Genomic DNA, 22,013 nt, shown 5'->3' with positions numbered 1-22,013 from the left:
GCGCGCGGCCGCTACGGTTGCCGGCGCAAGGCGGCTTGCAGCAAGCGTCGTTGCAAGCGGTCGGCCATCCTCGTTGGCGCATCCAGCCCCATCCGCGCCAAGGCTTCGGCCTCGCCCGGCACCGCTTTCCCGGGCCGGCAGAATGCGCGCAGCAGACGCAGCTTGCCGCGCCAGTTGCCGGTGGCGGCCTTCAGCCACTCCAGCGCCGGCAGCAGGCGCTGCTCGACCTCGGTGAAATCGCTGCCGAACGGAAACTTCGGCAGCAGGCCCTTGTGCTGGAACGGCGCCAATACCTCGCGCAGGTGGCCGGGATGATGGCGGCGCCAGGCTTCCGGTATCGCGAAATCGGCGGCCAGCTTGCCGTGGGCCTTCGCTTCCGCGCACAGCGCATCGAGAAAGCGCGCGTCGGCGATCGACAGCATCGCCTCGATGCATTCGCTGTCGCTCTTGCCGCGCAGGTCGGCGACGCCGTATTCGGTAACGACGATGTCGCGCAGGTGACGCGGGATGGTGGTCTGGCCGTAGTTCCAGCGGATGTTGCTCTCGATCCCGCCACGGGTATTGCGCGTGGCGCGCAACAGCAGCACCGAGCGGCCGTCCGGCAATTCGTGCGCCATCGCCACGAAGTTGTACTGGCCGCCGACGCCGCTGACCACGGCGCCGTCCTCCAGCGTGTCGGACACCGCCGCGCCGAGCAGGGTCGCCATCATGCAGGTGTTGAAGAAGCGCGCACCGCGCCGCTGCAGCGTCGCCAGCAACGGGTGGTTGCCGTACAGCTGGTTGACGTTGGAGACCGCGCACATGTCGATCGCATCCGGATCGGCGGCTTCGGTGGCGTCCAGCCATTCGTACAATTCGCGCGAACCCAGGAAGAACGCGCCGCGCAGGTAATGCCCGCCCGGCGTGGCGGGGTTCAACTGGCCGGCGGCCGACGCGCGTTCCAGCGCCAGGTTGTCCCAGCTGCGCCGTTTCAGGACACCGCCGCGCTGCAGGTGCATGAAGCCGTCCATCACCATCTCGCTGGCGCCGTACAGGCCGGTTTCGAACGGAGCCAGGCCGCCCAACCGGCCGGCCAGTGCGTGCGTGGCGCCGGCCGGGTCCAGCGCCACCAGCGCGCGGCGCCATGGGGTGTTGTCCTGCTGGCGCAGCAGCAGCGCCTTGACCAGCGCGTCGGACAGCGCACCGATGCCGATCTGCAGGCAGCCGCCGTCCTTGACCAGCGCGCTGGCATGCAGGCCCAGCGCGTATTCGGCCAGACCCACCGGCGAGCGCGGCAGCGCGAACAGCGGCGGCGACGTGTCCGGGCGCAGTTCCACGTCGAAATAGGCTTGCGCCACCTCGGCATCGCCGCCCAGGTACGGCAGGTCCGGGTGGACCACCGCCACGCATATCGGCCGCTGCCTGCCGGCCGACTGCACCTGGCGCAGGAAATCCAGGGTCAGATCGGGGTTGCACGACAGGCTGTAGTGCACGCCGTCCGGTCCCTCGCGGCGCGCCACCAGTTGCACCAGCAGGTTGATGTCCTGCACCGCGAGGTCGCGCGCGACGTGGGTGTAGTTCTGGCTGATGTAGCTGCGCTGGGCGCTGGCCGAACGCAGCAGCGCGCCGGACTGCAGGTAGAACTCGTGCACCTCGACGTTCGCGGGCAGCGCGTCGCGCGCCTGGTCCAGCGCGTACTGCGGGTCGACCGCATCGGCACCGAAGTGGCGCTCGAGGAACGGCCCGAGGAAGCGTTGTTCCAGCCCCGGCGCCGGTTGCGGCCGGGTCAGCGACAGCGCGGTATACAGCCGCATCGAACGCCCGCTGTCGGCGGCGACCAGCCGATACAGCGCGTTGAGCAACCCGTGCGGTTTGCCCAGACCCAGCGGCGCGGCGATGCGCAGGTCGGGCCCCAGCTCGTAGGCAAGGTGGCGCGCGCAGGCATCGGTGTCGGTGTAACGGCGCTCGATCAGCATGCGCCGGATCATGCCAGAAGCCCCGGGATGACGGCGTGCGCACAGGCCATCGCCTACACTCGACTGATGCCTACGCCATTGATCCCGACCACCCCCAGCCGCCTGCTGGCGGAACAGGCCCTGAGCCGCGCCGCGGGCGCCCCGCTGCTCAACGGCAACGCGGTGGAACTGCTGATCGACGCGGCCGCGCACTACGCCGCCTGGCTGGCGGCGATCCGCGGTGCGCGGCGGCGCGTGCTGCTGGAGAACTACATCATCCGCGACGACGAAGTGGGCCGCGCCTTCCGTGATGCCCTGGTCGAACGTGCGCAGGCGGGCGTGTTCGTCGCGGTGGTGGCCGACTGGGTCGGCTGTCTCGGCCAGTCGCGCGGCGCGTTCTGGGCGCCGCTGCGTGCGGCCGGCGGCGAGGTGCGGGTATTCAATCCGCCGCAACTGGGCCAGCCATTCGGCTGGATCAGCCGCGACCACCGCAAGCTGCTGGTGGTCGACGGCAGCCTCGGCTTCCTGTCCGGCGTGTGCATCAGCGCGAAATGGCTGGGCGACCCGACGCGCGACGTACCGCCCTGGCGCGACACCGGCGTAGCGCTGCGCGGCCCGGCGGTGGCCGAGCTGGAAGCCGCATTCGCGCAAAGCTGGAGCGAGACCGGTGCCGCGCTGCGGCCGTTTTCGGCCATGCCGGAACCAGTCGCGCCGGCCGGCGACGTGGCGCTGCGGCTGATCGCCACCCAACCGGCCACCGCCGGCATGTACCGGCTCGACCAGTTGATCGCCGCGATGGCGCGCAAGACGCTGTGGCTCACCGACGCCTACTTCGTGGGCCTCGCGCCGTACGTGCAGGCGCTGGTGGCGGCCGCGCGCGACGGCGTGGACGTGCGCCTGCTGGTGCCCGGCAGCAGCGACATCCCGATCGTGGCCGGCCTGTCGCGTTCGGGTTACCGGCCCTTGCTGAAAGCCGGCATCCGCGTCTTCGAATGGAACGGTTCGATGCTGCACGCGAAGACCGCGGTGGCCGACGGCCAGTGGGCGCGGGTCGGTTCGTCCAACCTCAACATCGCCAGCTGGCTCGGCAACCGCGAACTTGACGTGGCGGTCGAGGACGCCGGCTTCGCCGGCCAGCTCGCCGCGCAATACGAAAAGGACCTGGGCAACGCCACCGAGATCGTGCTGGCCTCGCGTCGCCGTCGGCACGGCAACGGCAGCCGCGAAAAAGTGCGCAGCAGCGAAACGCGGCCGCCGCGGGTGCGCCACGCCGGCGGCAGCTCCGGCCGCGCGGCCGCCGGCGCCTTGCGTATCGCCAACAGCGTCGGTGCCGCGCTGAGCAACCGCCGCGTGCTCGGCGACACCAGCAGCGGTCCGCTGGTGACCGGTACCGTGACGCTCGCCGCGCTGGCGGTGGTCGCGTTCGTGTGGCCGGCGTGGATCGGCTGGCCGTTCGGCGCCATCGCCGCCTGGTTCGCGTTGAACCTGGGCATCCGCAGCTGGCGAATGCGCAAACGCCGCTGGCGCGAACTGCGTGACGCCGGTGACGACTGAAGAGGCCAGCGCACGGCTTTCGTCACTTGATAACTTTCATGCGCTTCCGGCCTCAAGCGGATGTTTTCTCACAACTTGATACTGCCCGCATGCTAGGCTCTCGCCCCTATGCCAGAGCCGTTCGACAACGCCACGCCACGTCACGTCCTCACCCCCAGCCTGCTCAACCGGCTGGTGCGCGACCTGCTGGGCGATGCCTTGCCGCAGGTGTGGATCGAGGGCGAGCTGTCGAACGTGACCAAGCCCGCTTCGGGGCATCTGTACTTCACCCTGAAGGACAGCGGCGCCCAGGTGCGCTGCGCGATGTTCAAGATGAAGGCCTCCATGCTGCGCTTCCGCCCGGTCGACGGCATGCAGGTGCTGCTGCGCGCCAAGGTCGGCCTGTACGAACCGCGCGGCGAGTTCCAGCTGGTCGCCGAATACATGGAACCGGCCGGCGAAGGCGCGCTGCAACGCGAATTCGAGCAACTCAAGGCCCGGCTCGACGCCGAAGGCCTGTTCGACCCGGCGCGCAAGCGCGCCCTGCCCACCTACGCGCGGCGCATCGGCGTGATCACCTCCGCCACCGGCGCGGCGATCCGCGACGTGCTCAGCGTGCTGGCGCGGCGCTGGCCGCTGGCCGACGTCGAGGTATTGCCCGTGCCGGTGCAGGGCCGCGAGGCGCCGCCGGCGATCGTGGCGATGCTGCGCAGGGCATCGGCCAGCGCACGCTACGACGTGCTGCTGCTGACCCGCGGCGGCGGCTCGCTGGAAGACCTGTGGGCATTCAACGAGGAAGCGGTGGCGCGGGCGATCCACGCCAGCGCGGTGCCGGTGGTTTCCGCGGTCGGCCACGAGATCGACTTCAGCATCGCCGACTTCGTCGCCGACCTGCGCGCGCCCACGCCGTCGGCCGCCGCCGAATTGCTGGTGCCCGACGCGGTGGCGGTCGGTCGCCACCTGCGGCAACTGCAGCAGCGCCTGGCCACCTTGCAGCAACGCCAGCTGCAGGCGCGGTCGCAACGCGTCGACCACTTGCTGGCGCGACTGCAGGCGCAACGGCCACAAGCCCGGTTGCAGCGCGACCGCGAACGGCTGCAGCACCTGCAACGCCGCCTGGCCGTCGTGCTGCGCGAACAAGGCCAGCGGCGCCACACGCGACTGGAGCGCCTGCACGCGCGCCTGCTGGCCCAGCATCCGCGCGCGCGGCTGCCGCTGCTGGCACGCCGGCTGCTCGAACAGGATCAGCGCCTGCGCCGCGCGATCACGCACCTCCTCGAACGCCGGCAGACGACGCTGCGCCATGTCGGCCACGCGCTGCACGCGGTCAGCCCGCTGGCCACGCTCGAGCGCGGCTACGCGATCCTGTTCGACGCGGATGGCCAGGTGTTGCGCTCGGCCCGGGGTATCGCCGTGGATACGCGCCTGCGTGCACGCCTCGCCGACGGCGAACTGCCGCTGCGGGTCAGCGACGACTGACCGCGCCGCTCACGCAAACTGAACGTTGCGGCACGCATCCTTCACGCTCTCCCACGGAGGCGATGCATGAAGGCGGCGGCGTTGTTCGTGAAGGCCCTCGAAGCCGAGGGCGTGCATTGCATCTTCGGCGTGCCCGGCGAGGAAAACCTCGACCTGGTGGAAGCGCTGCGCGAATCCTCGATCCGGCTGATCGTGACCCGCCACGAACAGGCCGCCGGCTTCATGGCCGCGACCTGGGGCCGGCTGACCGGCGAGGCCGGCGTGGCGCTGGCCACGCTCGGGCCCGGCGCCACCAACCTGGTCACCGCGGCGGCCTACGCCCAGCTCGGTGCCATGCCGATGCTGATGATCACCGGCCAGAAACCGATCCGCACGCACAAGCAGGGCCTGTTCCAGCTGGTCGACGTGGTCGACATGATGCAGCCGCTGACCAAGTACACGCGCCAGCTGGTTTCCGCACCGACGATCCCGGCGCGAGTGCGCGAGGCGTTCCGCCGCGCCGAGGAAGAACGTCCCGGCGCGGTGCATCTGGAACTGCCGGAGGACATCGCCCGCGACGAGGTCGAAGACGCGATTCTGCTGCCCACCGAATACGCGCGGCGACCGTCACCGGACGATGCTGCGCTGGTGCAGGCGGCCGAGGCGATCGGCAACGCGAGAAAACCCATCCTGATGATCGGCGCCGCTGCCAACCGGCAGCGCACGGCGGTGGCGTTGCGCGCGTTCATCGACAAGCTGGGCCTGCCGTTCTTCACCACCCAGATGGGCAAGGGCGTGGTCGACGAGGACCATCCGCTGTGGCTGGGCAACGCCGCGCTGTCCGACGGCGACTTCGTGCATCGCGCGATCGACGCCGCCGACGTGATCGTCAATGTCGGCCACGACGTGGTGGAGAAACCGCCGTTCTTCATGCAGAAAGGCCGGCGCACGGTGATCCACATCAACTTCGCCTCGGCCGAGGTGGACACGGTGTACTTCCCGCAGATCGAGGTGGTCGGCGACATCGCGCATACGGTCGAACGGCTCACCGACGCGCTGGAGCCGCAACCGCACTGGGACTTCGCCTGGTTCGACAAGGTACGCCAGGCCTTCCACGAGCAGCTGAAGGAGCACGCGGACGACGAACGCTTTCCGATGCACCCGGCGCGCATCGTCGCCGACACCCGCCGCTTCATGCCGGACGACGGCGTGCTGTGCCTGGACAACGGCATGTACAAACTGTGGTACGCCCGCTACTACCGCGCGCGCCAGCCGAACACGGTGCTGCTGGACAACGCGCTGGCGACGATGGGTGCCGGCCTGCCCTCGGCGATGGCGGCGAAGATGGTCTACCCGCAGCGCAAGGTGCTGGCGATCTGCGGCGACGGCGGCTTCATGATGAATGCGCAGGAGCTGGAGACGGCGGTGCGGCTCAAGCTCGACCTGGTGATCCTGCTGCTGCGCGACGACGCCTACGGCATGATCCGCTGGAAGCAGGCCGAGATGGGCTACGCCGACTACGGCATGCAGTTCGGCAATCCCGATTTCGTGCTGTTCGCCCAGGCACACGGCGCGTACGGCCACCGCCCGGCCAGCGCCGACGAGTTCCTGCCGGCCCTGCAGCGCGCCTATGCGCAAGGCGGCGTGCACCTGATCGACCTTGCCATCGACTACAGCGACAACCACCGCATCCTCGACGAGGAAATCCGTCGACTGAGCGCGGCCGTCTGACCCGGAGATTCCCATGCTCGCCAAGACCTACCCCTACTACCTCGCCAACCAGCCGCAGACGTCGAAGGACATGCTCGACGTGCGCGACAAGTACAGCGGCCAGCTCGCCACCCGCGTCGCCGTGCCGGACGCGAAGGCCACCGAAAAGGCGATCGCCGCCGCGGTGAAGGCGGCGAAGCCGATGCGCGAGTACAAGCCGTGGGCGCGCCAGGCAGTGCTGCAGCATTGCGCGCAGCGCTTCGCCGAGCGCCGCGACGAACTGGCCGAGGCGCTGTGCATCGAGGCCGGCAAGCCGATCAAGGATGCGGCCGGCGAGGTGACCCGGCTGATCGAGACCTTCCGCATCGCCGCCGAGGAGGCCGTGCGCATCAACGGTGAAACGATCAACCTGGAACTGGCCAGCCGTCTGGACGGCTACCACGGTTACACGAAACGCGTGCCGCTGGGACCGGTGTCGTTCATCACGCCGTTCAACTTTCCGCTGAACCTGGTTGCGCACAAGGTGGCGCCGGCGATCGCCGCCGGCTGCCCGTTCGTGTTGAAGCCGTCGGAGAAGACCCCGATCGGCGCGCTGATCATCGGCGAGGTCCTGGCCGAGACCGACCTGCCGAAAGGCGCGTTCTCGATCCTCACCCTGGACGGCGCACATGCCGCGCCACTGATCGAGGACCCGCGCTTCAAGCTGCTCTCGTTCACCGGCGGGCAGATTGGCTGGGACCTGAAGGCCCGTGCCGGCCACAAGAAGGTGACGCTGGAGCTGGGCGGCAACGCGGCGTGCATCGTCGACGCCGACCAGGATCCGAAACTCGACCGCGTGGTCGAGCGGCTGATCTTCGGCGCGTTCTACCAGTCCGGCCAGAGCTGCATCGGCGTGCAGCGCATCTACGCGCATGCCGACATCTACGACGCGCTGAAGCGCAAGCTGGTCGCCGCCACGAAGAAGCTCAAGGCGGGCGATCCGAAAGACAAGAGCGTGTTCCTCGGCCCGATGATCGACGAGGCCGCCGCCGAGCGCCTGCACGGCTGGATCCAGGAGGCGAAGAAGGCCGGCGGCAGGATCCTCTGCGGCGGCAAGCGCAACGGCAACATGCTCGACGCCACCCTGATGGAAGACGTGCCCGCCGACGCCAGGGCGAACCGCATGGAGGCGTTCGGCCCGTTCGCCCTGCTCGCCCCGTTCCGGCAGTTCGACGAGGCGATCGCGATGGTCAACGATTCCGACTACGGCCTGCAGGCCGGCATTTTCACCGACAGCCTCGACCACGCGATGCGCGCGTGGAACGAACTGGAACAGGGCGGCGTGATCGTCAACGACATTCCCAGCTTCCGCGTGGACAACATGCCGTACGGCGGCGTGAAGCTGTCCGGCCTGGGCCGCGAGGGCGTGCGCTACGCGATCGAGGACATGAGCGAGATCCGCCTGATGGTGATGCGCGAGTCCTGAACCGCTCCGGCCGGACTCAACCCGCCAGCGATACCACCTCGCCTGCGCAACCGGCGCGCCGCAACTGCTCCACGTCGCGCAGCGGCGGTGCGCCGAACAGCCGGCTGTACTCGCGGCTGAACTGCGACGGGCTCTCGTAACCCACCCGGTGCGCCGCGGAAGCCACGTCGCACTGCCCGGCCAGCAGCAGGCGGCGGGCCTCCTGCAGGCGCAGCTGTTTCTGGTACTGCAACGGACTCATCGCGGTGATGGCGCGGAAGTGGTGGTGCAGCGAGGACGAACTCATGTTCACCGTACCGGCCAGCACGTCGATGCGCAGCGGCTCGTGGTAGTGGTTCTTCAGCCAGTCGATCGCGTGCGAGACCTGGTGGCTGCGGCTGCCGACCGTGGCCACGTGGCGCAGCCGCGGCCCCTGTTCGCTGGTGAGCAGGCGATACAGCAGTTCGCGCTCGATCAGCGGCGCCAGCACCGGCAGATCCCCGGGCGTGTCGAGCAGGCGCACCAGCCGCAGCACGGTGTCGAGCAGTTCCTCGCTGAGCGGACTCACCGCGATGCCGCGGGCCGTCGTGGCGGATGAGGCGGGAAGGTCCGTACCGGCCAGCAGCTCGGCGATGGCGCGCACATCGAAACGCAACATCGCGCACAGGTAGGGCCGTTCCGGCGAAGCGTCGACCACCTGTGAAGACACCGGCAGGTCGATCGAAGTGACCAGGTAGTTCGCCTGGTCGTAGCGATAGGTTTCATCGCCCAGCAGCACCTGCTTGGCGCCCTGCGCCACCAGCGCCAGGCCCGGCTCGTACATCGTGCACACCTGTGTGCCCGGCGTCCCGGCACGGAAGAAGTTCAAGGCCGGCAAGGCGGTGGGGTGATGGCCGTCCGTGCCGGTGGATCGGTCAATGATGGCTGCCAATTCCGCGCGATCGCGCTCCAGGCGCGCACTCGGCTCGATGGCTGAAAAACCTGGTTTCATGGGATTCGGCAAGATACGGGGACAGCGCAAGATTGCCTGTTCCTGCAAGCCGGTGCGAGTGCGCCACGGCAACTTTGCAGGATCGGGCAAGGATCTCGCAGGATCCGGCTAGCGGCATTCGTCTTCCGCTGCGCATACTTCGACGTCTCGCGCCCCATCCCCCAAGGAGAAACGCATGTCCCTGAGCATCCGCGGCTACGCCGCCCAGTCCGCCACCACGCCGGTGGCGCCGCACACCTTCGAACGGCGCGACCCGCGCCCGGACGACGTGGTGATCGACATCCTCTACTGCGGCGTCTGCCACTCCGACCTGCACCAGGCCCGCAACGAGTGGCACAACAGCCTCTATCCGATGGTGCCCGGCCACGAGATCATCGGCCGGGTCAGCGCGGTCGGCGCCGAGGTGGGCAAGTTCAAGGTCGGCGACATGGTCGGCGTCGGCTGCATGGTCGACTCGTGCCAGCACTGCAGCTCCTGCGCGCAAGGCCTTGAGCAGTACTGCCTCGAAGGCGCCAGCTGGACCTACAACGGCACCGACCGCCGCGACGGCCTGCCGACCTTCGGCGGCTATTCCGAGCGCATCGTGGTCTCGGACAAGTTCGTGGTGACCATCTCCGACAAGCTCGACCCGAAATCCGCCGCGCCCCTGCTGTGCGCCGGCATCACTACCTGGTCGCCGCTGCGCCACTGGAAGATCGGCAAGGGCAGCAAGGTGGCGGTGGTCGGCCTCGGCGGCCTCGGTCACATGGGCCTGAAGTTCGCCAAGGCGCTGGGCGCGGACGTCACGCTGTTCACCCGCTCGCCGGGCAAGGAAAGCGAGGCGCGCCGGCTTGGTGCGGATCATGTGGTGCTGTCGACCGATCCTGCACAGATGAAGGCGGTGGCCGGCCGGTTCGACTTCATCCTGGACACCGTGCCGAACCCGCACGACCTCAATCCCTACCTCGCGACGCTGGTGCTCGACGGCGTGCATTGCCTGGTCGGCCAGTTGCAGCCGCTGGATCCGCCGGTGAGCGCCGGTGCGGTGATTTCCGGCCGCCGCACGGTCACCGGCTCGGCCATCGGCGGCATCGCCGAGACGCAGGAGATGCTGGATTTCTGTGCCGAGCACGGCATCAGCAGCGACATCGAGATGATCGACATCCAGGACATCAACCAGGCCTACGAACGGATGCTCAAGAGCGACGTGCGCTACCGCTTCGTGATCGACCTGGCCTCGCTCGACAAGCCGGCCTGAGCCCGCCGATGCGCGCAGGAGCATCCCGCGCGCCATTGTTCTTTGGTTGATGTGGCGACGGGCAGCGCGCACGCCGGAGAAAGTCCCTGTGGGCGGCGCGCTGTCCCTACCATGCGCCAGGCTTCGTGGCCTGCACGTTCCAGCCCATCGCGTTGTACACGTGATAGCGCGCTATGCCGGTGTACTCGTGCAGGGCCAGGTCGGCCATGGCGAAGTTGTACGACAGCGGCAACCAGGACAGCACGCCGTCGACGTGATCGGCCGGCACCGGCACCACAGGGATGCCGAAGTGCGCGAAGTACAGCACGCCGCGGCGCAGGTGGTAGGCGGACGACACCAGCAGCACGCGATCGGCAGCGTAGGCCTTCAGCAGCGGGCCGCTGAACTGCGCGTTCTGCCAGGTATTCATGCTGCGCGGCTCCAGCAGCAGGTCGGCGGCATCCACGCCGAGCCGTTGCAGGTCGGCGGCGTAGACCGCCGCCTCCGGCCGGCCAAGTCCGAGCGCATCGCCGCCGCTCACCTCGACCTTGCATTCGCGTCCGGCCTGCCGGCACGCGCGGTAAACCTCGGCAGCCTTGCCGATGCGCCCATAGGCAAACAGGCTCGCCTCGACCTCGCCGCTGCCCGCCGCACGCACCGTGCCGGCGCCCAGCAGCACGATCGCGTTGCGCTGGCCCCACTCGATCGGCGCCGCCGCCGAACGGTCCGACTGCAGCTGCGCCAGCAGCCAGATCGGCAACGGCCCGCAACCGGCAGCCAGCAGCAGGGCCAGCGCCGACGCCAGCAGCGCGTAGCTGCAGCGGCGCCACTGCAACAACGCCAGCACCGCGGCGAGCACGAGCAGGATCAGCAACACGTTCACGGTCATAGGCAAGGCCGGTGGAGATGGCGGGGCGCGGGTGCCATTATGCCGATGCGCCGCACGGACCAGGCCACCCTCCGCGCGGCCCTCGTCGGACCGGGCCACTGCACGGGAGCTGAGCCATGACCACCCTCGTCTTCGTCCACGGCTGGAGCGTCACCAACACCTCGACCTACGGCCAGCTGCCACAGCAACTGCAGCAGCAGGCGGCCGCCGCCGGCCTCGCGCTGACCCTGGCCGACATCTGGCTGTCCGAATACGTGAGCTTCGACGACGCGGTGACCATGCCCGACCTGGTGCGCGCGTTCGACCACGCGCTGCGCGACCTGCACCTGCTCGACGCCAGCTTCGCCTGCATCACCCACTCCACCGGCGGCCCGGTAGTACGCGAATGGTTGCGCGCCCAACGCGACAAGCCAGCCACGCACAGCACGATCAGGCTCAGCCACCTGGTGATGCTGGCGCCGGCGAACTTCGGCTCGGCGCTGGCGCAACTCGGCAAGGGCCTGCTCGGCCGGCTCAAGGCATGGTTCGGCGGCGTGGAGCCCGGGCAGCGCATCCTCGACTGGCTGGAGCTGGGCAGCGCCGAATCGCTGTCGCTCAACCTCGACTACATCCACAGCGACGACCCGGTGAAGCGCGGGCAATTCCTGTTCGTGCTGACCGGCGATCGCCCCGACCGCAAGCTGTACGACCACCTCAACAGCTACACCGGAGAGGACGGTTCCGACGGCGTGGTGCGCATCGCCGCCGCCAACCTCAACGCCCATCATGCCGTGCTGTCGCCGCAGGCCAATGCCCGCGGCGACACCGATACGCTGACGCTCAACTTGAACCGGAGCCCGCGCTGCGCGTTCAAGCTGATCGCCGACGCGGCCCATTCCGGCGAGGAGCGCGGCATCATGGCCAGTGCCGCGCCGGCTACCGTGCAGGCGATCCTGCGCTGCCTGCAGGTGCGCAGCATCGACGACTACGAGAGCCTGTGCGACGCCTTCGAGCACGAGAACGCCGCGCGCGACGCCGACAAGGTGGAACTGGAGCCGGCCGGCCCGTTCTCCCCGCGCGTGCACATCCACGACCCGCGCAGCCTGCTGATCGTGCGGCTCACCGACGAGGCGGGCGAACCGCTGACCGGCGCCGGTTTCCTGTTCACCGCCGGCGCGCAGGCCAGTCCCGACCTGCTGCCGGCCGGCTTCCTGCTCGACCGCCAGGCCAATTCGAAGCAGCGCACCACCATCTCGCTGTTCCTCGACCACAGCCTGCTCGCCGGCGACGACCGCGTGGCCGACCCGCGCAACAGCCGCAAGACGCTGCGCGCCGCCGTCGCCAGCCATCGCCCCTACGGCGCCAGCGTGCAGCCGGTGGACCTCGGCGGCCTGGTGCACCACGCGCTGGCCAGAAGCGCCGCCGGCGACGACCTGTTCGCCATGCTCGGTCCGCACCAGACCACCGTGCTCGACGTGGTGCTGCCGCGCAAGATCCACGAAGGCGTGTTCCGCCTGACCCAGACGCTGACGCCGCAGGATTTCAGCAGGCCGGTGGCGGGTCCCGTGATCGGCTGACCCGGTAAATGGGCAACGCAAGCTGACCGGCCCAGCCGGCCCGCTGCGTGGCGAGACCCGGATCGGCGATACTGCGCATCCCCGGGTGCCGCGCCAGCCCACGGCAGCTCCGGGATCCACGCAGAACCACCCACGGTGGCGTTCGCCAACCCGACCCTCGCATGCAAAAGAAACCGATCTTCTTCGACCCCACCGGCCGGCGGGCCAGCCGTGTCTCGCGACTGGCGCTGGCCGCCGCGGTGATCAGCACGCTGTTCGTGGTGGCATGTGCGGCCAGCCTGTTCGTGTGGCCCAGCATGGCCGGCCTGCACATCGGCGAACACGGCCGGACACGGCACGCGCTGGCCAACGTGAAGGCCGCCGCGCCGGAACTGCTGAAGCCGGCAGCAAGGTTGGCCGCGGAAGTGCGCGCGCGACAGAAGCTGCTGCACTCGCCGCGCACGCACGCCAGCAAGGCAGCGGCGTTGCACACGCCGCCGCCGTCGCTGGACAAGCCGGCCGGCCGGCCGCTGGCGATCGGCTTCTACGTCAACTGGGACGACAGCAGCTACCCGTCGCTGAAGCGCGCGCTGCCCACGCTGGACTGGGTGATCCCGACCTGGATGAGCGTGAGCGGTCCCGACATGGCGCTGCACACCAGCGTCGATGCCAAGGCGCTGAACCTGATCCGCACGCAGAAACCCTCCACGCCGATCCTGCCGCTGCTGCAGAACGCGGCGAACGGCGCCTGGGACGGAGCGGGCCTGGCACGCATGCTGGCCGCCCCCGCGATGCGGCAGGCACGCATCGCGCAGATCGTCGCCTTCCTTTCCGCCAATCACTTCCAGGGCGTGACGATCGACTTCGAGGAAATCCCCGCGAGCGCGCAACCGGACCTCAAGGCCTTTCTGTCCGAACTCAACGATGCATTCGATCCGCACGGCTGGGGCATCGTGCTGTCGGTGCCGTTCGACGATGCCGACTGGGACTACGCCGGTTATGCCGACATCGTCGACTTCGAGTTGCTGATGGCCTACGACCAGCACTGGGCCGGCAAGGACGCCGGCAGCATCGCCAGCCAGGACTGGTTCGAAAGCACGCTCGACAAGCGCATGAAGGTGCTCGACCCGGACCAGGTCATCGTGGCGATCGGCAGCTACGGTTACGACTGGTCGCACGGACAGAATGCCGAGACGCTGACCTTCCAGGACGCGATGGACCGCGCGAACGACGCGCAGGCCGACATCGCGTTCGACCCGGACACGCAGAACCCGCACTTCTCCTACAGCGAGGACGACGGCAGCACGCACCAGGTCTGGTTCCTCGACGGCGCCACGGCGTACAACCAGATCCACGCCGCCGACGACTACAAGCCCTACGGCTACGCGTTGTGGCGGCTGGGCTCGGAAGACCCATCGATCTGGTCGGTGCTCGGCCGCAACTACGGTGCGGCAGCACCGGACCAGTTGCGCACGATCGGCCAGGGCCAGGACATCGATATCGAAGGCCAGGGCGAGGTGCTCGAAATCACCGCCGAGCCATCGCCCGGTGCGCGCACCGTCGAGTTGGACAAGGACGACGGCAGCATCGATGACGAAAGCTATACCGCCCTGCCCAGCTCCTACGTGATCCAGCGCGCTGGCACCCTGCCACACAAGATCGCGCTGACCTTCGACGACGGCCCCGATCCGGAGTGGACGCCGCAGATCCTCGACATCCTCAAGGCCAAGCACGTGCCGGCCACGTTCTTCATCGTCGGCGCGAACGCCGAGATGTCGCCCAAGCTGGTGCAGCGGGAAGTCGCCGAAGGCCACGACGTCGGCAACCACACCTTCACCCACCCCAACCTCGGCGACAGTCCGCCCGGCATCGTGTCGCTGGAGCTCAACGCCACCCAGCGCCTGTTCGAGGCGCTTACCGGCCGCTCGATGCGGCTGTTCCGCGCACCCTACTTCGGCGATGCCGAGCCGACCACCGCCGACGAGCTGGTGCCGATCGGGATCGCGCAGAGGATGGGCTACATCTCGGTCGGCCTGCACATCGATGCAGAAGACTGGCAACGGCCCGGCGTGGACAGAATCGTCGACAACGTGCTGACCCAGGTCGCCGCCAGCAACCCGGAGCGTACGGGCCAGGTGGTGCTGCTGCACGATGCCGGCGGCGAACGCTCGCAGACGATCGCGGCGCTGCCGCGCATCATCGACGGCCTGCGCGCGCGGGGCTACGACTTCGTCACCGTCTCGACGCTGGCCGGCCTCAGCCGCGAACAGGCGATGCCGCCACTGGCGCCCGGTTCGCTGTCGCAATGGGCCGACCGCTCGGTCTTCCTCGCGCTGGGCTGGTTCGGCCACTTCATCCGCTGGCTGCTGACCGCGGCCATCACGCTGGGCGTGGCCCGGCTGCTGCTGCTCGGCGGCCTCGCCCTGTTCAACCGGGTGCAGGAACGCCGGCGCACGATGCCGACGTTGCCGGACGATCCGCCGCTGGTTTCGGTGCTGATCCCCGCCTACAACGAGGAGAAGGTGATCGCCAGTTCGATCCGCCACATCCTCAGAAGCCGCTACGCGAACCTCGAAATCATCGTCGTCGACGACGGCTCGGTCGACGCCACCTCGGCGGTGGTGCGCCAGCACTACGCGCACGAGCCGCGCGTGCGGCTGCTCACCATCCCCAACGGCGGCAAGGCGCATGCGGTCAATACCGCGCTGCGCGAGTCGAACGGCGCGGTGGTGGTGGCGCTGGACGCCGACACCCAGTTCGAACGGGACACCATCCCGCGGCTGGTGCGCTGGTTCGCCGACCCGAAGGTCGGCGCCGTGGCCGGCAACGCCAAGGTCGGCAACCGCATCAACCTGATCACCTTGTGGCAGGCGCTGGAATACATCACCGCGCAAAACCTCGAGCGCCGCGCGCTGGCCGCGCTGGGCGCGATCACCGTGGTGCCCGGTGCCGTCGGCGCCTGGCGGCGCGAAGCGCTGGAACAGCTCGGCGGCTTCCCGTCCGACACGCTGGCGGAAGACCAGGACCTCACCATCGCCGTGCAGAAAGCCGGCTACCACACCCTGTTCGACGCGGAGGCGATCGCCTGGACCGAAGCACCCGACACCGCCCGCGGCCTCGCCCGCCAGCGCTTCCGCTGGGCCTACGGCACCTTGCAATGCCTGTGGAAGCACCGCGACGCCACCTTCAACCCGCGCCACGGCGCGCTCGGCATGGTGGCGCTGCCGCAGGTGTGGCTGTTCCAGATCCTGTTCTCGGTGGTGTCGCCGCTGGTCGACCTGGTGCTGGTCTGGCAGATCGTCGCCACCGGCCTCGACTACCTGCAGCACCGCGGCCAGTTCGACGACACCAACCTGCTGCGGATGCTGGCGTTCTACGCCGCCTTCATGGCGGTCGACCTCGGCGCCTCGGCACTCGCCTTCGCGATGGAGAAGAAGGAAAAGTGGAGCCTGCTGTGGTGGCTGGTGCTGCAACGCTTCGGCTACCGCCAGCTGATGTACTACGTGGTGGTGCGTTCGGTATGGACGGCCATCCGCGGGCCGTCGGTAGGCTGGGGCAAGCAGGAGCGCAAGGCGACGGTGAACACCAGCGAGGAATTGAAATCGTGAGCGACGTCGCTGGCTCTCAGTTCGCCAGCGGCTCCGCCAGCATGGGCCCGCGCACGCTCAACGCGGTACCCGCCGCCGCCACGATGATCGTCACGATGGCCAGCCATTGCAGCAGGCTGAGCCGTTCGCCCAGCAACGCCACGCCGGCCAGCGCCGCGATGGCCGGCTCCAGGCTCAGCAAGGTGCTGAACGTGCGCGCCGGCAACCGGGTCAGCGCGACCATCTCCAGCGAATAAGGCAGCGCCGAGCTGAGCACCGCCACGCCCAGCGCATACGGCAGCAGCGCCGGCGACAGCAGCGCGCTGCCGGCATGCGCGATACCGAACGGGATCGCCAGCAACGCGCCGACCGACGTGCCCAGCGTCACCGCGTCCGCGCCGTGAGCCGCTCCCGCCTTCTTTCCCAGCACGATGTACAGCGCCCAGCCCACGCCGGCAGCCAGCGCGTACATCACGCCCACCGGATCGAGCGCGTGCATCTGCCCGCGCAGCGGCAGCAACAGGGCCAGCCCGGCCACCACCAGCGCGATCCAGACGAAGTCGAGCAACCGGCGCGAACCGAACAGCGCCAGCGCCAGCGGCCCGGTGAATTCCAGCGCCACCGCGATGCCCAGCGGGATCGTGCGCAACGACATGTAGAACACCAGGTTCATCGCACCCATGGAGAGGCCATATCCCCATAGCGCGCGCCAGTCGCGCTGGCCAGTGTCCTGACCCGTGCCGGACCGGCGCCATGGCCGCCGCCACAGCAGCAGGATCAGCGCGCTGAGCCCCAGTCGATAGGCCGTGGCGCCCTGTGCGCCGACCTGCGGGAACAGATGCTTGGCCAGCGACGCGCCGCACTGGTACGAGACCATGCTGATCAACAGCATGCCGATGGCGAGCACGAGCGGAGCGACGGCGGAGCGTGACGACACGAGCGCAGCCTTGGCGGAAGACCGTGCCCATGATGCTCGCAGGCCCCGGCGAAACCCACCATGCCGGCCATCCTGCCGTCGTCATTGCTGACAGCGCCTGACAGCAATGTGCCGCACGATGTGCACCCTCTCGTTCAGCCGGTGCCGCGCACCCGCATCGTCAGCCCCTTCAGGAAATTGCGCAGCAACTGGTCGCCGCACAGCTTGAAATTCTTGTGGTCGGGCTGACGGAACAACGCGCTGAGTTCCGGTTTGGAAACCGGGAAGCCGGCACTTTCGAGGATCTGGTGCATGTCCACGTCCTTCAGCTCGAACGCCACGCGCAGCTTCTTCAGCACCACGTTGTTGGTGACGCGCTTCTCCGGCGGGCGCGGCGGGCGGCTTTCGTCCTTGCCACGGCGGTGGAACACCAGGCCATCGAGGAAGACGGCCAGCACCTTGTTGCTGCACTCGGCGTAGCCGGGCTCGTCGTCCTTCTTCAGGAACGCCTGCACATCTTCCTTTCCGACCGGAGCCGACGGGTCCGCCAGATGGATGATGTCGACCACCCTGCCGTCGCTGAGATCGAGCATGTAGCGGATGGCGCGCAGTACGTCGTTGTTGATCATGTCGTTCCGATGGATCTCGCCGAGGGCGCCATGTTACCGCGCGATGATCAACCCCGTTCGCCTCATGCCCGCGTTTCATCTTTCACGAACCGGAGGAGACCGCCGCCGGAGGAGAGCCGCCCATGAACGTGAGAGCCCTGTTGCGCACGCTGCTGCTTGCCTTGCTGGTGATGCTGGCCGGTTGCAGCGCATCGAAACCCATCGCGGACGTGCCGGCGACAGCCGGCAAGACACCAACCGTTCCGCCACCACCCGCCAAACCTGCGCCACCCGGGCCGACGACGGAAGCCAACAAGACCTTGAACGAAGTGGCCGCACCGATGCCGGTGAGCATGCCGGAGCCGCCCAGGCAGCCGCCGCCTGCGATGCAGCGCGGGGCGATGAGCAAGGGCATGGTGGCAAGCGCCTACATGGCAGCGCCGATGGTGATGCCGTCCATGCAGCCGATGCCCGGCGACACCAACACCGAGAACTACACCCATCGCGACACCAATCCGGTGCAGCTGGTCACCGAACAGCCGGTGTCCACCCTCAGCATCGACGTCGACACCGGCTCGTACACGAACGTGCGGCGCATGTTGAGCGCGGGCCAGCTGCCGCCGGCCGACGCGGTGCGTGCCGAGGAATTCATCAACTACTTCGACTACGGCTACACGCCGCCGACCGATCGCGAACAACCGTTCAGCGTCACCACCGAGCTGGCGCCGGCACCGTGGAACGCGCAGCGCCAACTGCTGCTGATCGGCATCCAGGGCTACCGCGTGCCGGCTGCGGAGATCCCCGCGTCGAACCTGGTGTTCCTGATCGACACCTCCGGCTCGATGGACGAACCGGACAAGCTGCCGCTGCTCAAGGCCTCGCTGAAACAGCTGGTGCGCGAACTGCGCAAGCAGGACCGGGTGGCCATCGTCACCTATGCCGGCTCCGCCGGTGTCGCCCTGCCCTCCACCGCCGGCGACCAGCACGCCACCATCACCGCGGCGATCGACAGCCTCGGTGCGGGCGGCTCCACCAACGGCGGCGCCGGCATCGAGCTGGCGTATGCGCAGGCGGAACAGGGCTTCATCAAGGGCGGCGTGAACCGGGTGATCCTGGCCACCGACGGCGACTTCAACGTGGGTACGGTCAGCCAGGAAGCGCTGAAGACCACGATCGAGGATCACCGCAAGAGCGGCGTGGCGCTGACCACGCTGGGCTTCGGCGAAGGCAACTACAACGATGCGATGGCGGTGATGCTGGCCGACGCGGGCAACGGCAGCCACCACTACATCGACAGCCTGCAGGAAGGCCGTCGCGTGCTGGTCGACGAGATGTCCGCCACCTTGCTGACGATCGCGAAGGACGTGAAGATCCAGGTCGAGTTCAACCCCGCGCAGGTGCAGGAATACCGCCTGCTCGGCTACGAGAAGCGGCTGCTGAAGCGCGAGGATTTCAACAACGACAAGGTCGACGCCGGCGAGATCGGCGCGGGCGCCAACGTCACCGCGATCTACGAGATCACCCCGAAAGATTCGGCGGCCGCGCGCATCGACCCGCTGCGCTACGGCAACCCGTCCGCATCGGCCAGGGGCGGCAACGAACTGGCCTTTCTGCGCCTGCGCTACAAGCTGCCGGGACAGTCGGGCAGCAAGCTGATCGAACGGCCGATCGCCGCCCAGGCCGAAGCACGGGCCAGCGAGCGCCTGCGTTATGCCGCCGCCGTGGCCGCGTTCGCCGATGCCCTGCGCGGCGGCAAATACCTGGACGGCTACGGCTACGCACAGATCGCGCAGCTCGCCAGCGGCGCACGCGGCGGCGATGCCGACGGCTATCGCGCCGGCTTCGTGCAACTGGTGAAGCTGGCCGATGGGCTGGCCACGCACGGCCATGGCGACGCCAGCGACACCGCCGCGCGTTGAGGTTTCCGGCCTTGCGGCGCCGGCGGTGGTTATGGGTGGCTGCGCCTCGCCTCCCTTCCCCAGCCACGGCCGGGCCGCGGGGCCGGAACAGGCAACCGCGCTCCTCCCCAACCTTCCCTTGCAAGCAGGGGAGGAAGGAAGGCGCAGGCAGGCGGCCGCGGCCGGGTTCCACGACCTACCCGTTGCCCGGCGATTTGCCTTACCCTCGCACCCCATGGATGCCGCGGTCGATCCCGATGCGATGCTGATGCTTGCCTACGCGCACGGCGACCTTGCCGCGTTCGAGGCGCTGTATGCGCGCCATCGCGGCATGCTGTACCGGTTCCTGCTGCGCAGCGTGCGCGACCCGCATCGCACCGACGAGCTGTTCCAGGAAACCTGGAGCCGGGTGATCAGCGCGCGGACGCGTTACCAGCCGCAGGCGAAGTTCAGCACCTGGCTGCTGCAGATCGCGCACAACCTGATGATCGACAGCGTGCGCCGCCAGCGGCCGATGGCCGACGGCGACGAAGCCGAAACCGCGCTGGCCAACGTCGCCATGCCGGAGCAGGATCAACCGGATCACACCCTGTCCGAGTTCGAGCGCCGACGCAGCCTGCAGCGCGCGATCGAGCAGTTGCCCGACGAGCAACGCACGGCGGTGCTGCTGCGGCTGGAGCAGGACCTGAGCCTGGAGGAGATCGCCGCGGTGACCGGCGCCGGCCGCGAAACGGTGAAGTCGCGCCTGCGCTATGCCATGAACCGTCTACGCGAAGTGCTGTCCGAATGACCACCCCACTGCCACCACAGGATCCACGCGAGCCGGACGACGCACTGCCCGGCGAAGCCGAGCTGGCCGCGCTGTATCGCCAGCTGCCGCAGAACGAGCCCGGCCCGGCGCTGGACGCAACCGTGCTGCGCGCCGCGGCGCAGGCGCTGGAAACGCAGCCCGCCGTTCCGGTCGAACGCCGCAAGGCGCCACGCGAACCCGGCGACTGGGTGCATCCGAAGCCCGTTGCCATCACCCCCGCAGCGCGGGCTGGATCCGCCAGGAAACTCCGGCCACACTGGCTGGTCGGCTTGAGCAGTGCAGCCGCCCTCGTGCTCGCCGTCGGGCTTGCCTGGCGCATGCACGAATCGCCCCGGAGCGAATCCGCGCCGGTGGTGAGCGGCAGCGTCGCGCCGGTGCAGGCCGAGGCGGCGACGAACGCACCGATGCCGCCCGCCCCGCTACCTGCACCGCCGAAGCAACCACCGCCCCGGATCCTTGCCGCAGCACCTCACGCACCCATGGCAGCCAAGTCGCGCCAGGCCGTGGCCGACAAGCAGGCCGCACCCGTCTCTCGCGATGAGCAGCAGTTGGCGGGCGTGGCACCCCGCGCTCCGGCCGACGTGACCCGGCAAGCCAGCAACGAGATCGCCACCAGCGCGGCCAAGCCCGCGGTGGCTGAAGCTGCAGCCAGTGCGCCGTCCCTGCAGGCCACGATGGCTGCCGCGCCGGCACCCGTCGCGGCAGCGGCCGACACCGCAACGAGCGCCAGCGATACGCCGACGCAGGAGCTGGACAAGATCCGGTTGTTGTTCGCGCAAGGCCACGACGACGAGGCACGGCAGCGACTGGCCGCGTTCCGGCATGCGCATCCGCGATGGGAGCTGCCGCCGGAGCTTCAGGCGAAACTGCGCAAGCCATGAGCGAAACGCTGTCCACCCTGGCCCAGCCGTGTCGCCATCAGGAAGAGATCAGGAAAAGCCGCTTCCTCGCGCTGGCCGCCCCCGCGGAGTCCGCCGAAGAGGCGCTGGCCTTCATGCGCGAGGCGGGCGACCCCACCGCCACGCACAACTGCTGGGCCTGGCGCATCGGCCAGGACTACCGCTTCAACGACGACGGCGAACCTGGCGGCACCGCCGGCCGCCCGATCCTGCAGGCGATCGAGGGCCAGGCGATGGATCGCGTCGTGGTCGTGGTGACGCGCTGGTTCGGCGGCATCAAGCTGGGCGCCGGCGGCCTGGTGCGCGCTTACGGCGGCACCGCGGCGGAATGCCTGCGCCGTGCCGAGCGCGTACCGATCATTCCGATGGCCACACTTGCGCTGTCATGCGGTTTTTCCGACCTGGCCCTGCTCAAGGCGCGCCTGCATGAACTCGGCGCCAGCGTCGCCCGCGAAACCTTCACCACACGCGGCGCCGACCTTCGGCTCACGCTGCCCGTCACGCGCGTGGATGAAGCGGTCAGCCGCATCGCCGACCTCACCCGTGGCGAGGGCATCGCGGCGCGCATCGACTGAAACACCCCG

Annotated in this window: 16 protein-coding genes; 11 read left to right on the top strand and 5 right to left on the bottom strand. The window is 69.0% G+C overall.

Going from position 1 to position 22,013, the window contains the following annotated elements:
* Window positions 1-11 precede the first annotated feature (11 nt).
* A complete protein-coding gene (locus ABIE04_RS13875; RefSeq protein ID WP_354551303.1) occupies window positions 12-1,967 on the bottom strand; it encodes an acetyl-CoA hydrolase/transferase C-terminal domain-containing protein in 1,956 nt (651 codons plus the stop codon).
* A gap of 54 nt (window positions 1,968-2,021) precedes the next feature.
* On the opposite strand from ABIE04_RS13875, the gene ABIE04_RS13870 reads away from it, so the two are divergent.
* The 4 genes from ABIE04_RS13870 to ABIE04_RS13855 all read left to right on the top strand — a co-directional run bounded on the left by ABIE04_RS13870 (window position 2,022) and on the right by ABIE04_RS13855 (window position 8,100).
* The gene (locus tag ABIE04_RS13870; protein WP_354551301.1) at window positions 2,022-3,488 is read left to right on the top strand and encodes a phospholipase D-like domain-containing protein; all 1,467 of its coding nucleotides are present in this window, start codon (window positions 2,022-2,024) and stop codon (window positions 3,486-3,488) included.
* A gap of 108 nt (window positions 3,489-3,596) precedes the next feature.
* Window positions 3,597-4,946 (top strand): exodeoxyribonuclease VII large subunit, encoded by a 1,350-nt coding sequence (gene xseA, locus ABIE04_RS13865; RefSeq protein WP_354551298.1) that lies wholly within the window; start codon window positions 3,597-3,599, stop codon window positions 4,944-4,946.
* 66 nt (window positions 4,947-5,012) lie between these two features.
* Window positions 5,013-6,656, top strand: coding sequence for an acetolactate synthase large subunit (locus ABIE04_RS13860; RefSeq protein ID WP_354551296.1), 1,644 nt, complete (start codon window positions 5,013-5,015; stop codon window positions 6,654-6,656).
* A 13-nt stretch (window positions 6,657-6,669) separates the two neighbouring features.
* Window positions 6,670-8,100: an aldehyde dehydrogenase family protein gene (locus ABIE04_RS13855; RefSeq protein ID WP_354551293.1), complete on the top strand. Its 1,431-nt coding sequence runs from the start codon at window positions 6,670-6,672 to the stop codon at window positions 8,098-8,100.
* A gap of 16 nt (window positions 8,101-8,116) precedes the next feature.
* Here ABIE04_RS13855 and ABIE04_RS13850 read toward each other — a convergent pair whose 3' ends face one another.
* Window positions 8,117-9,070: an AraC family transcriptional regulator gene (locus ABIE04_RS13850; RefSeq protein WP_354551291.1), complete on the bottom strand. Its 954-nt coding sequence runs from the start codon at window positions 9,068-9,070 to the stop codon at window positions 8,117-8,119.
* A 175-nt stretch (window positions 9,071-9,245) separates the two neighbouring features.
* Between ABIE04_RS13850 and ABIE04_RS13845 the strand changes: the two genes are divergently transcribed.
* Window positions 9,246-10,307 carry an NAD(P)-dependent alcohol dehydrogenase gene (locus ABIE04_RS13845; protein WP_354551289.1) on the top strand — a complete coding sequence of 354 codons (1,062 nt, stop codon included), beginning with the start codon at window positions 9,246-9,248 and terminating at the stop codon, window positions 10,305-10,307.
* A gap of 106 nt (window positions 10,308-10,413) precedes the next feature.
* Here ABIE04_RS13845 and ABIE04_RS13840 read toward each other — a convergent pair whose 3' ends face one another.
* Window positions 10,414-11,154, bottom strand: a complete 741-nt coding sequence (locus tag ABIE04_RS13840) for a YdcF family protein (protein WP_436410390.1) — start codon at window positions 11,152-11,154, stop codon at window positions 10,414-10,416.
* A 137-nt stretch (window positions 11,155-11,291) separates the two neighbouring features.
* On the opposite strand from ABIE04_RS13840, the gene ABIE04_RS13835 reads away from it, so the two are divergent.
* Both ABIE04_RS13835 and ABIE04_RS13830 read left to right on the top strand, forming a co-directional pair.
* Entirely contained in the window at window positions 11,292-12,731 is a 1,440-nt protein-coding gene (locus ABIE04_RS13835) for a phospholipase (protein ID WP_354551285.1), read from the top strand.
* A 161-nt stretch (window positions 12,732-12,892) separates the two neighbouring features.
* Window positions 12,893-16,318, top strand: a complete 3,426-nt coding sequence (locus ABIE04_RS13830; protein WP_354551283.1) for a glycosyltransferase — start codon at window positions 12,893-12,895, stop codon at window positions 16,316-16,318.
* Between the two features lie 16 nt (window positions 16,319-16,334).
* Here ABIE04_RS13830 and ABIE04_RS13825 read toward each other — a convergent pair whose 3' ends face one another.
* Window positions 16,335-17,189, bottom strand: a complete 855-nt coding sequence (locus ABIE04_RS13825; protein WP_354551477.1) for an EamA family transporter — start codon at window positions 17,187-17,189, stop codon at window positions 16,335-16,337.
* A 179-nt stretch (window positions 17,190-17,368) separates the two neighbouring features.
* The gene (locus ABIE04_RS13820) at window positions 17,369-17,842 is read right to left on the bottom strand and encodes a DUF1456 family protein (protein ID WP_354551281.1); all 474 of its coding nucleotides are present in this window, start codon (window positions 17,840-17,842) and stop codon (window positions 17,369-17,371) included.
* A 122-nt stretch (window positions 17,843-17,964) separates the two neighbouring features.
* Here ABIE04_RS13820 and ABIE04_RS13815 point away from each other — a divergent pair, with 122 nt between their 5' ends.
* From ABIE04_RS13815 to ABIE04_RS13800, 4 genes are all read left to right on the top strand, one after another.
* Window positions 17,965-19,740: a vWA domain-containing protein gene (locus tag ABIE04_RS13815; RefSeq protein ID WP_354551279.1), complete on the top strand. Its 1,776-nt coding sequence runs from the start codon at window positions 17,965-17,967 to the stop codon at window positions 19,738-19,740.
* Between the two features lie 214 nt (window positions 19,741-19,954).
* Window positions 19,955-20,509 (top strand): RNA polymerase sigma factor, encoded by a 555-nt coding sequence (locus tag ABIE04_RS13810; RefSeq protein ID WP_354551277.1) that lies wholly within the window; start codon window positions 19,955-19,957, stop codon window positions 20,507-20,509.
* Window positions 20,506-21,411 (top strand): hypothetical protein, encoded by a 906-nt coding sequence (locus tag ABIE04_RS13805; protein ID WP_354551275.1) that lies wholly within the window; start codon window positions 20,506-20,508, stop codon window positions 21,409-21,411. The genes ABIE04_RS13810 and ABIE04_RS13805 overlap by 4 nt, the downstream gene beginning before the upstream one ends.
* A complete protein-coding gene (locus tag ABIE04_RS13800; RefSeq protein ID WP_354551273.1) occupies window positions 21,408-22,004 on the top strand; it encodes an IMPACT family protein in 597 nt (198 codons plus the stop codon). The genes ABIE04_RS13805 and ABIE04_RS13800 overlap by 4 nt, the downstream gene beginning before the upstream one ends.
* Window positions 22,005-22,013 lie beyond the last annotated feature (9 nt).

Origin of the sequence: Rhodanobacter soli, assembly GCF_040548735.1 — a bacterium.
Taxonomy (GTDB): domain Bacteria; phylum Pseudomonadota; class Gammaproteobacteria; order Xanthomonadales; family Rhodanobacteraceae; genus Rhodanobacter; species Rhodanobacter soli_A.
The sequence above is the reverse complement of the archived record's forward strand: the minus strand, read 5'-3'. Positions and strand labels throughout refer to the sequence as shown.

What these genes read in the sequence shown, in the direction of transcription:
- ABIE04_RS13875 (WP_354551303.1), bottom strand. Translation starts at nt 1,967, where the DNA reads ATGATCCGGCGCATGCTGATCGAGCGCCGTTACACCGACACCGATGCC.
- ABIE04_RS13870 (WP_354551301.1), top strand. Translation starts at nt 2,022, where the DNA reads ATGCCTACGCCATTGATCCCGACCACCCCCAGCCGCCTGCTGGCGGAA.
- xseA (WP_354551298.1), top strand. Translation starts at nt 3,597, where the DNA reads ATGCCAGAGCCGTTCGACAACGCCACGCCACGTCACGTCCTCACCCCC.
- ABIE04_RS13860 (WP_354551296.1), top strand. Translation starts at nt 5,013, where the DNA reads ATGAAGGCGGCGGCGTTGTTCGTGAAGGCCCTCGAAGCCGAGGGCGTG.
- ABIE04_RS13855 (WP_354551293.1), top strand. Translation starts at nt 6,670, where the DNA reads ATGCTCGCCAAGACCTACCCCTACTACCTCGCCAACCAGCCGCAGACG.
- ABIE04_RS13850 (WP_354551291.1), bottom strand. Translation starts at nt 9,070, where the DNA reads ATGAAACCAGGTTTTTCAGCCATCGAGCCGAGTGCGCGCCTGGAGCGC.
- ABIE04_RS13845 (WP_354551289.1), top strand. Translation starts at nt 9,246, where the DNA reads ATGTCCCTGAGCATCCGCGGCTACGCCGCCCAGTCCGCCACCACGCCG.
- ABIE04_RS13835 (WP_354551285.1), top strand. Translation starts at nt 11,292, where the DNA reads ATGACCACCCTCGTCTTCGTCCACGGCTGGAGCGTCACCAACACCTCG.
- ABIE04_RS13830 (WP_354551283.1), top strand. Translation starts at nt 12,893, where the DNA reads ATGCAAAAGAAACCGATCTTCTTCGACCCCACCGGCCGGCGGGCCAGC.
- ABIE04_RS13825 (WP_354551477.1), bottom strand. Translation starts at nt 17,189, where the DNA reads ATGCTGTTGATCAGCATGGTCTCGTACCAGTGCGGCGCGTCGCTGGCC.
- ABIE04_RS13820 (WP_354551281.1), bottom strand. Translation starts at nt 17,842, where the DNA reads ATGATCAACAACGACGTACTGCGCGCCATCCGCTACATGCTCGATCTC.
- ABIE04_RS13815 (WP_354551279.1), top strand. Translation starts at nt 17,965, where the DNA reads ATGAACGTGAGAGCCCTGTTGCGCACGCTGCTGCTTGCCTTGCTGGTG.
- ABIE04_RS13810 (WP_354551277.1), top strand. Translation starts at nt 19,955, where the DNA reads ATGGATGCCGCGGTCGATCCCGATGCGATGCTGATGCTTGCCTACGCG.
- ABIE04_RS13805 (WP_354551275.1), top strand. Translation starts at nt 20,506, where the DNA reads ATGACCACCCCACTGCCACCACAGGATCCACGCGAGCCGGACGACGCA.
- ABIE04_RS13800 (WP_354551273.1), top strand. Translation starts at nt 21,408, where the DNA reads ATGAGCGAAACGCTGTCCACCCTGGCCCAGCCGTGTCGCCATCAGGAA.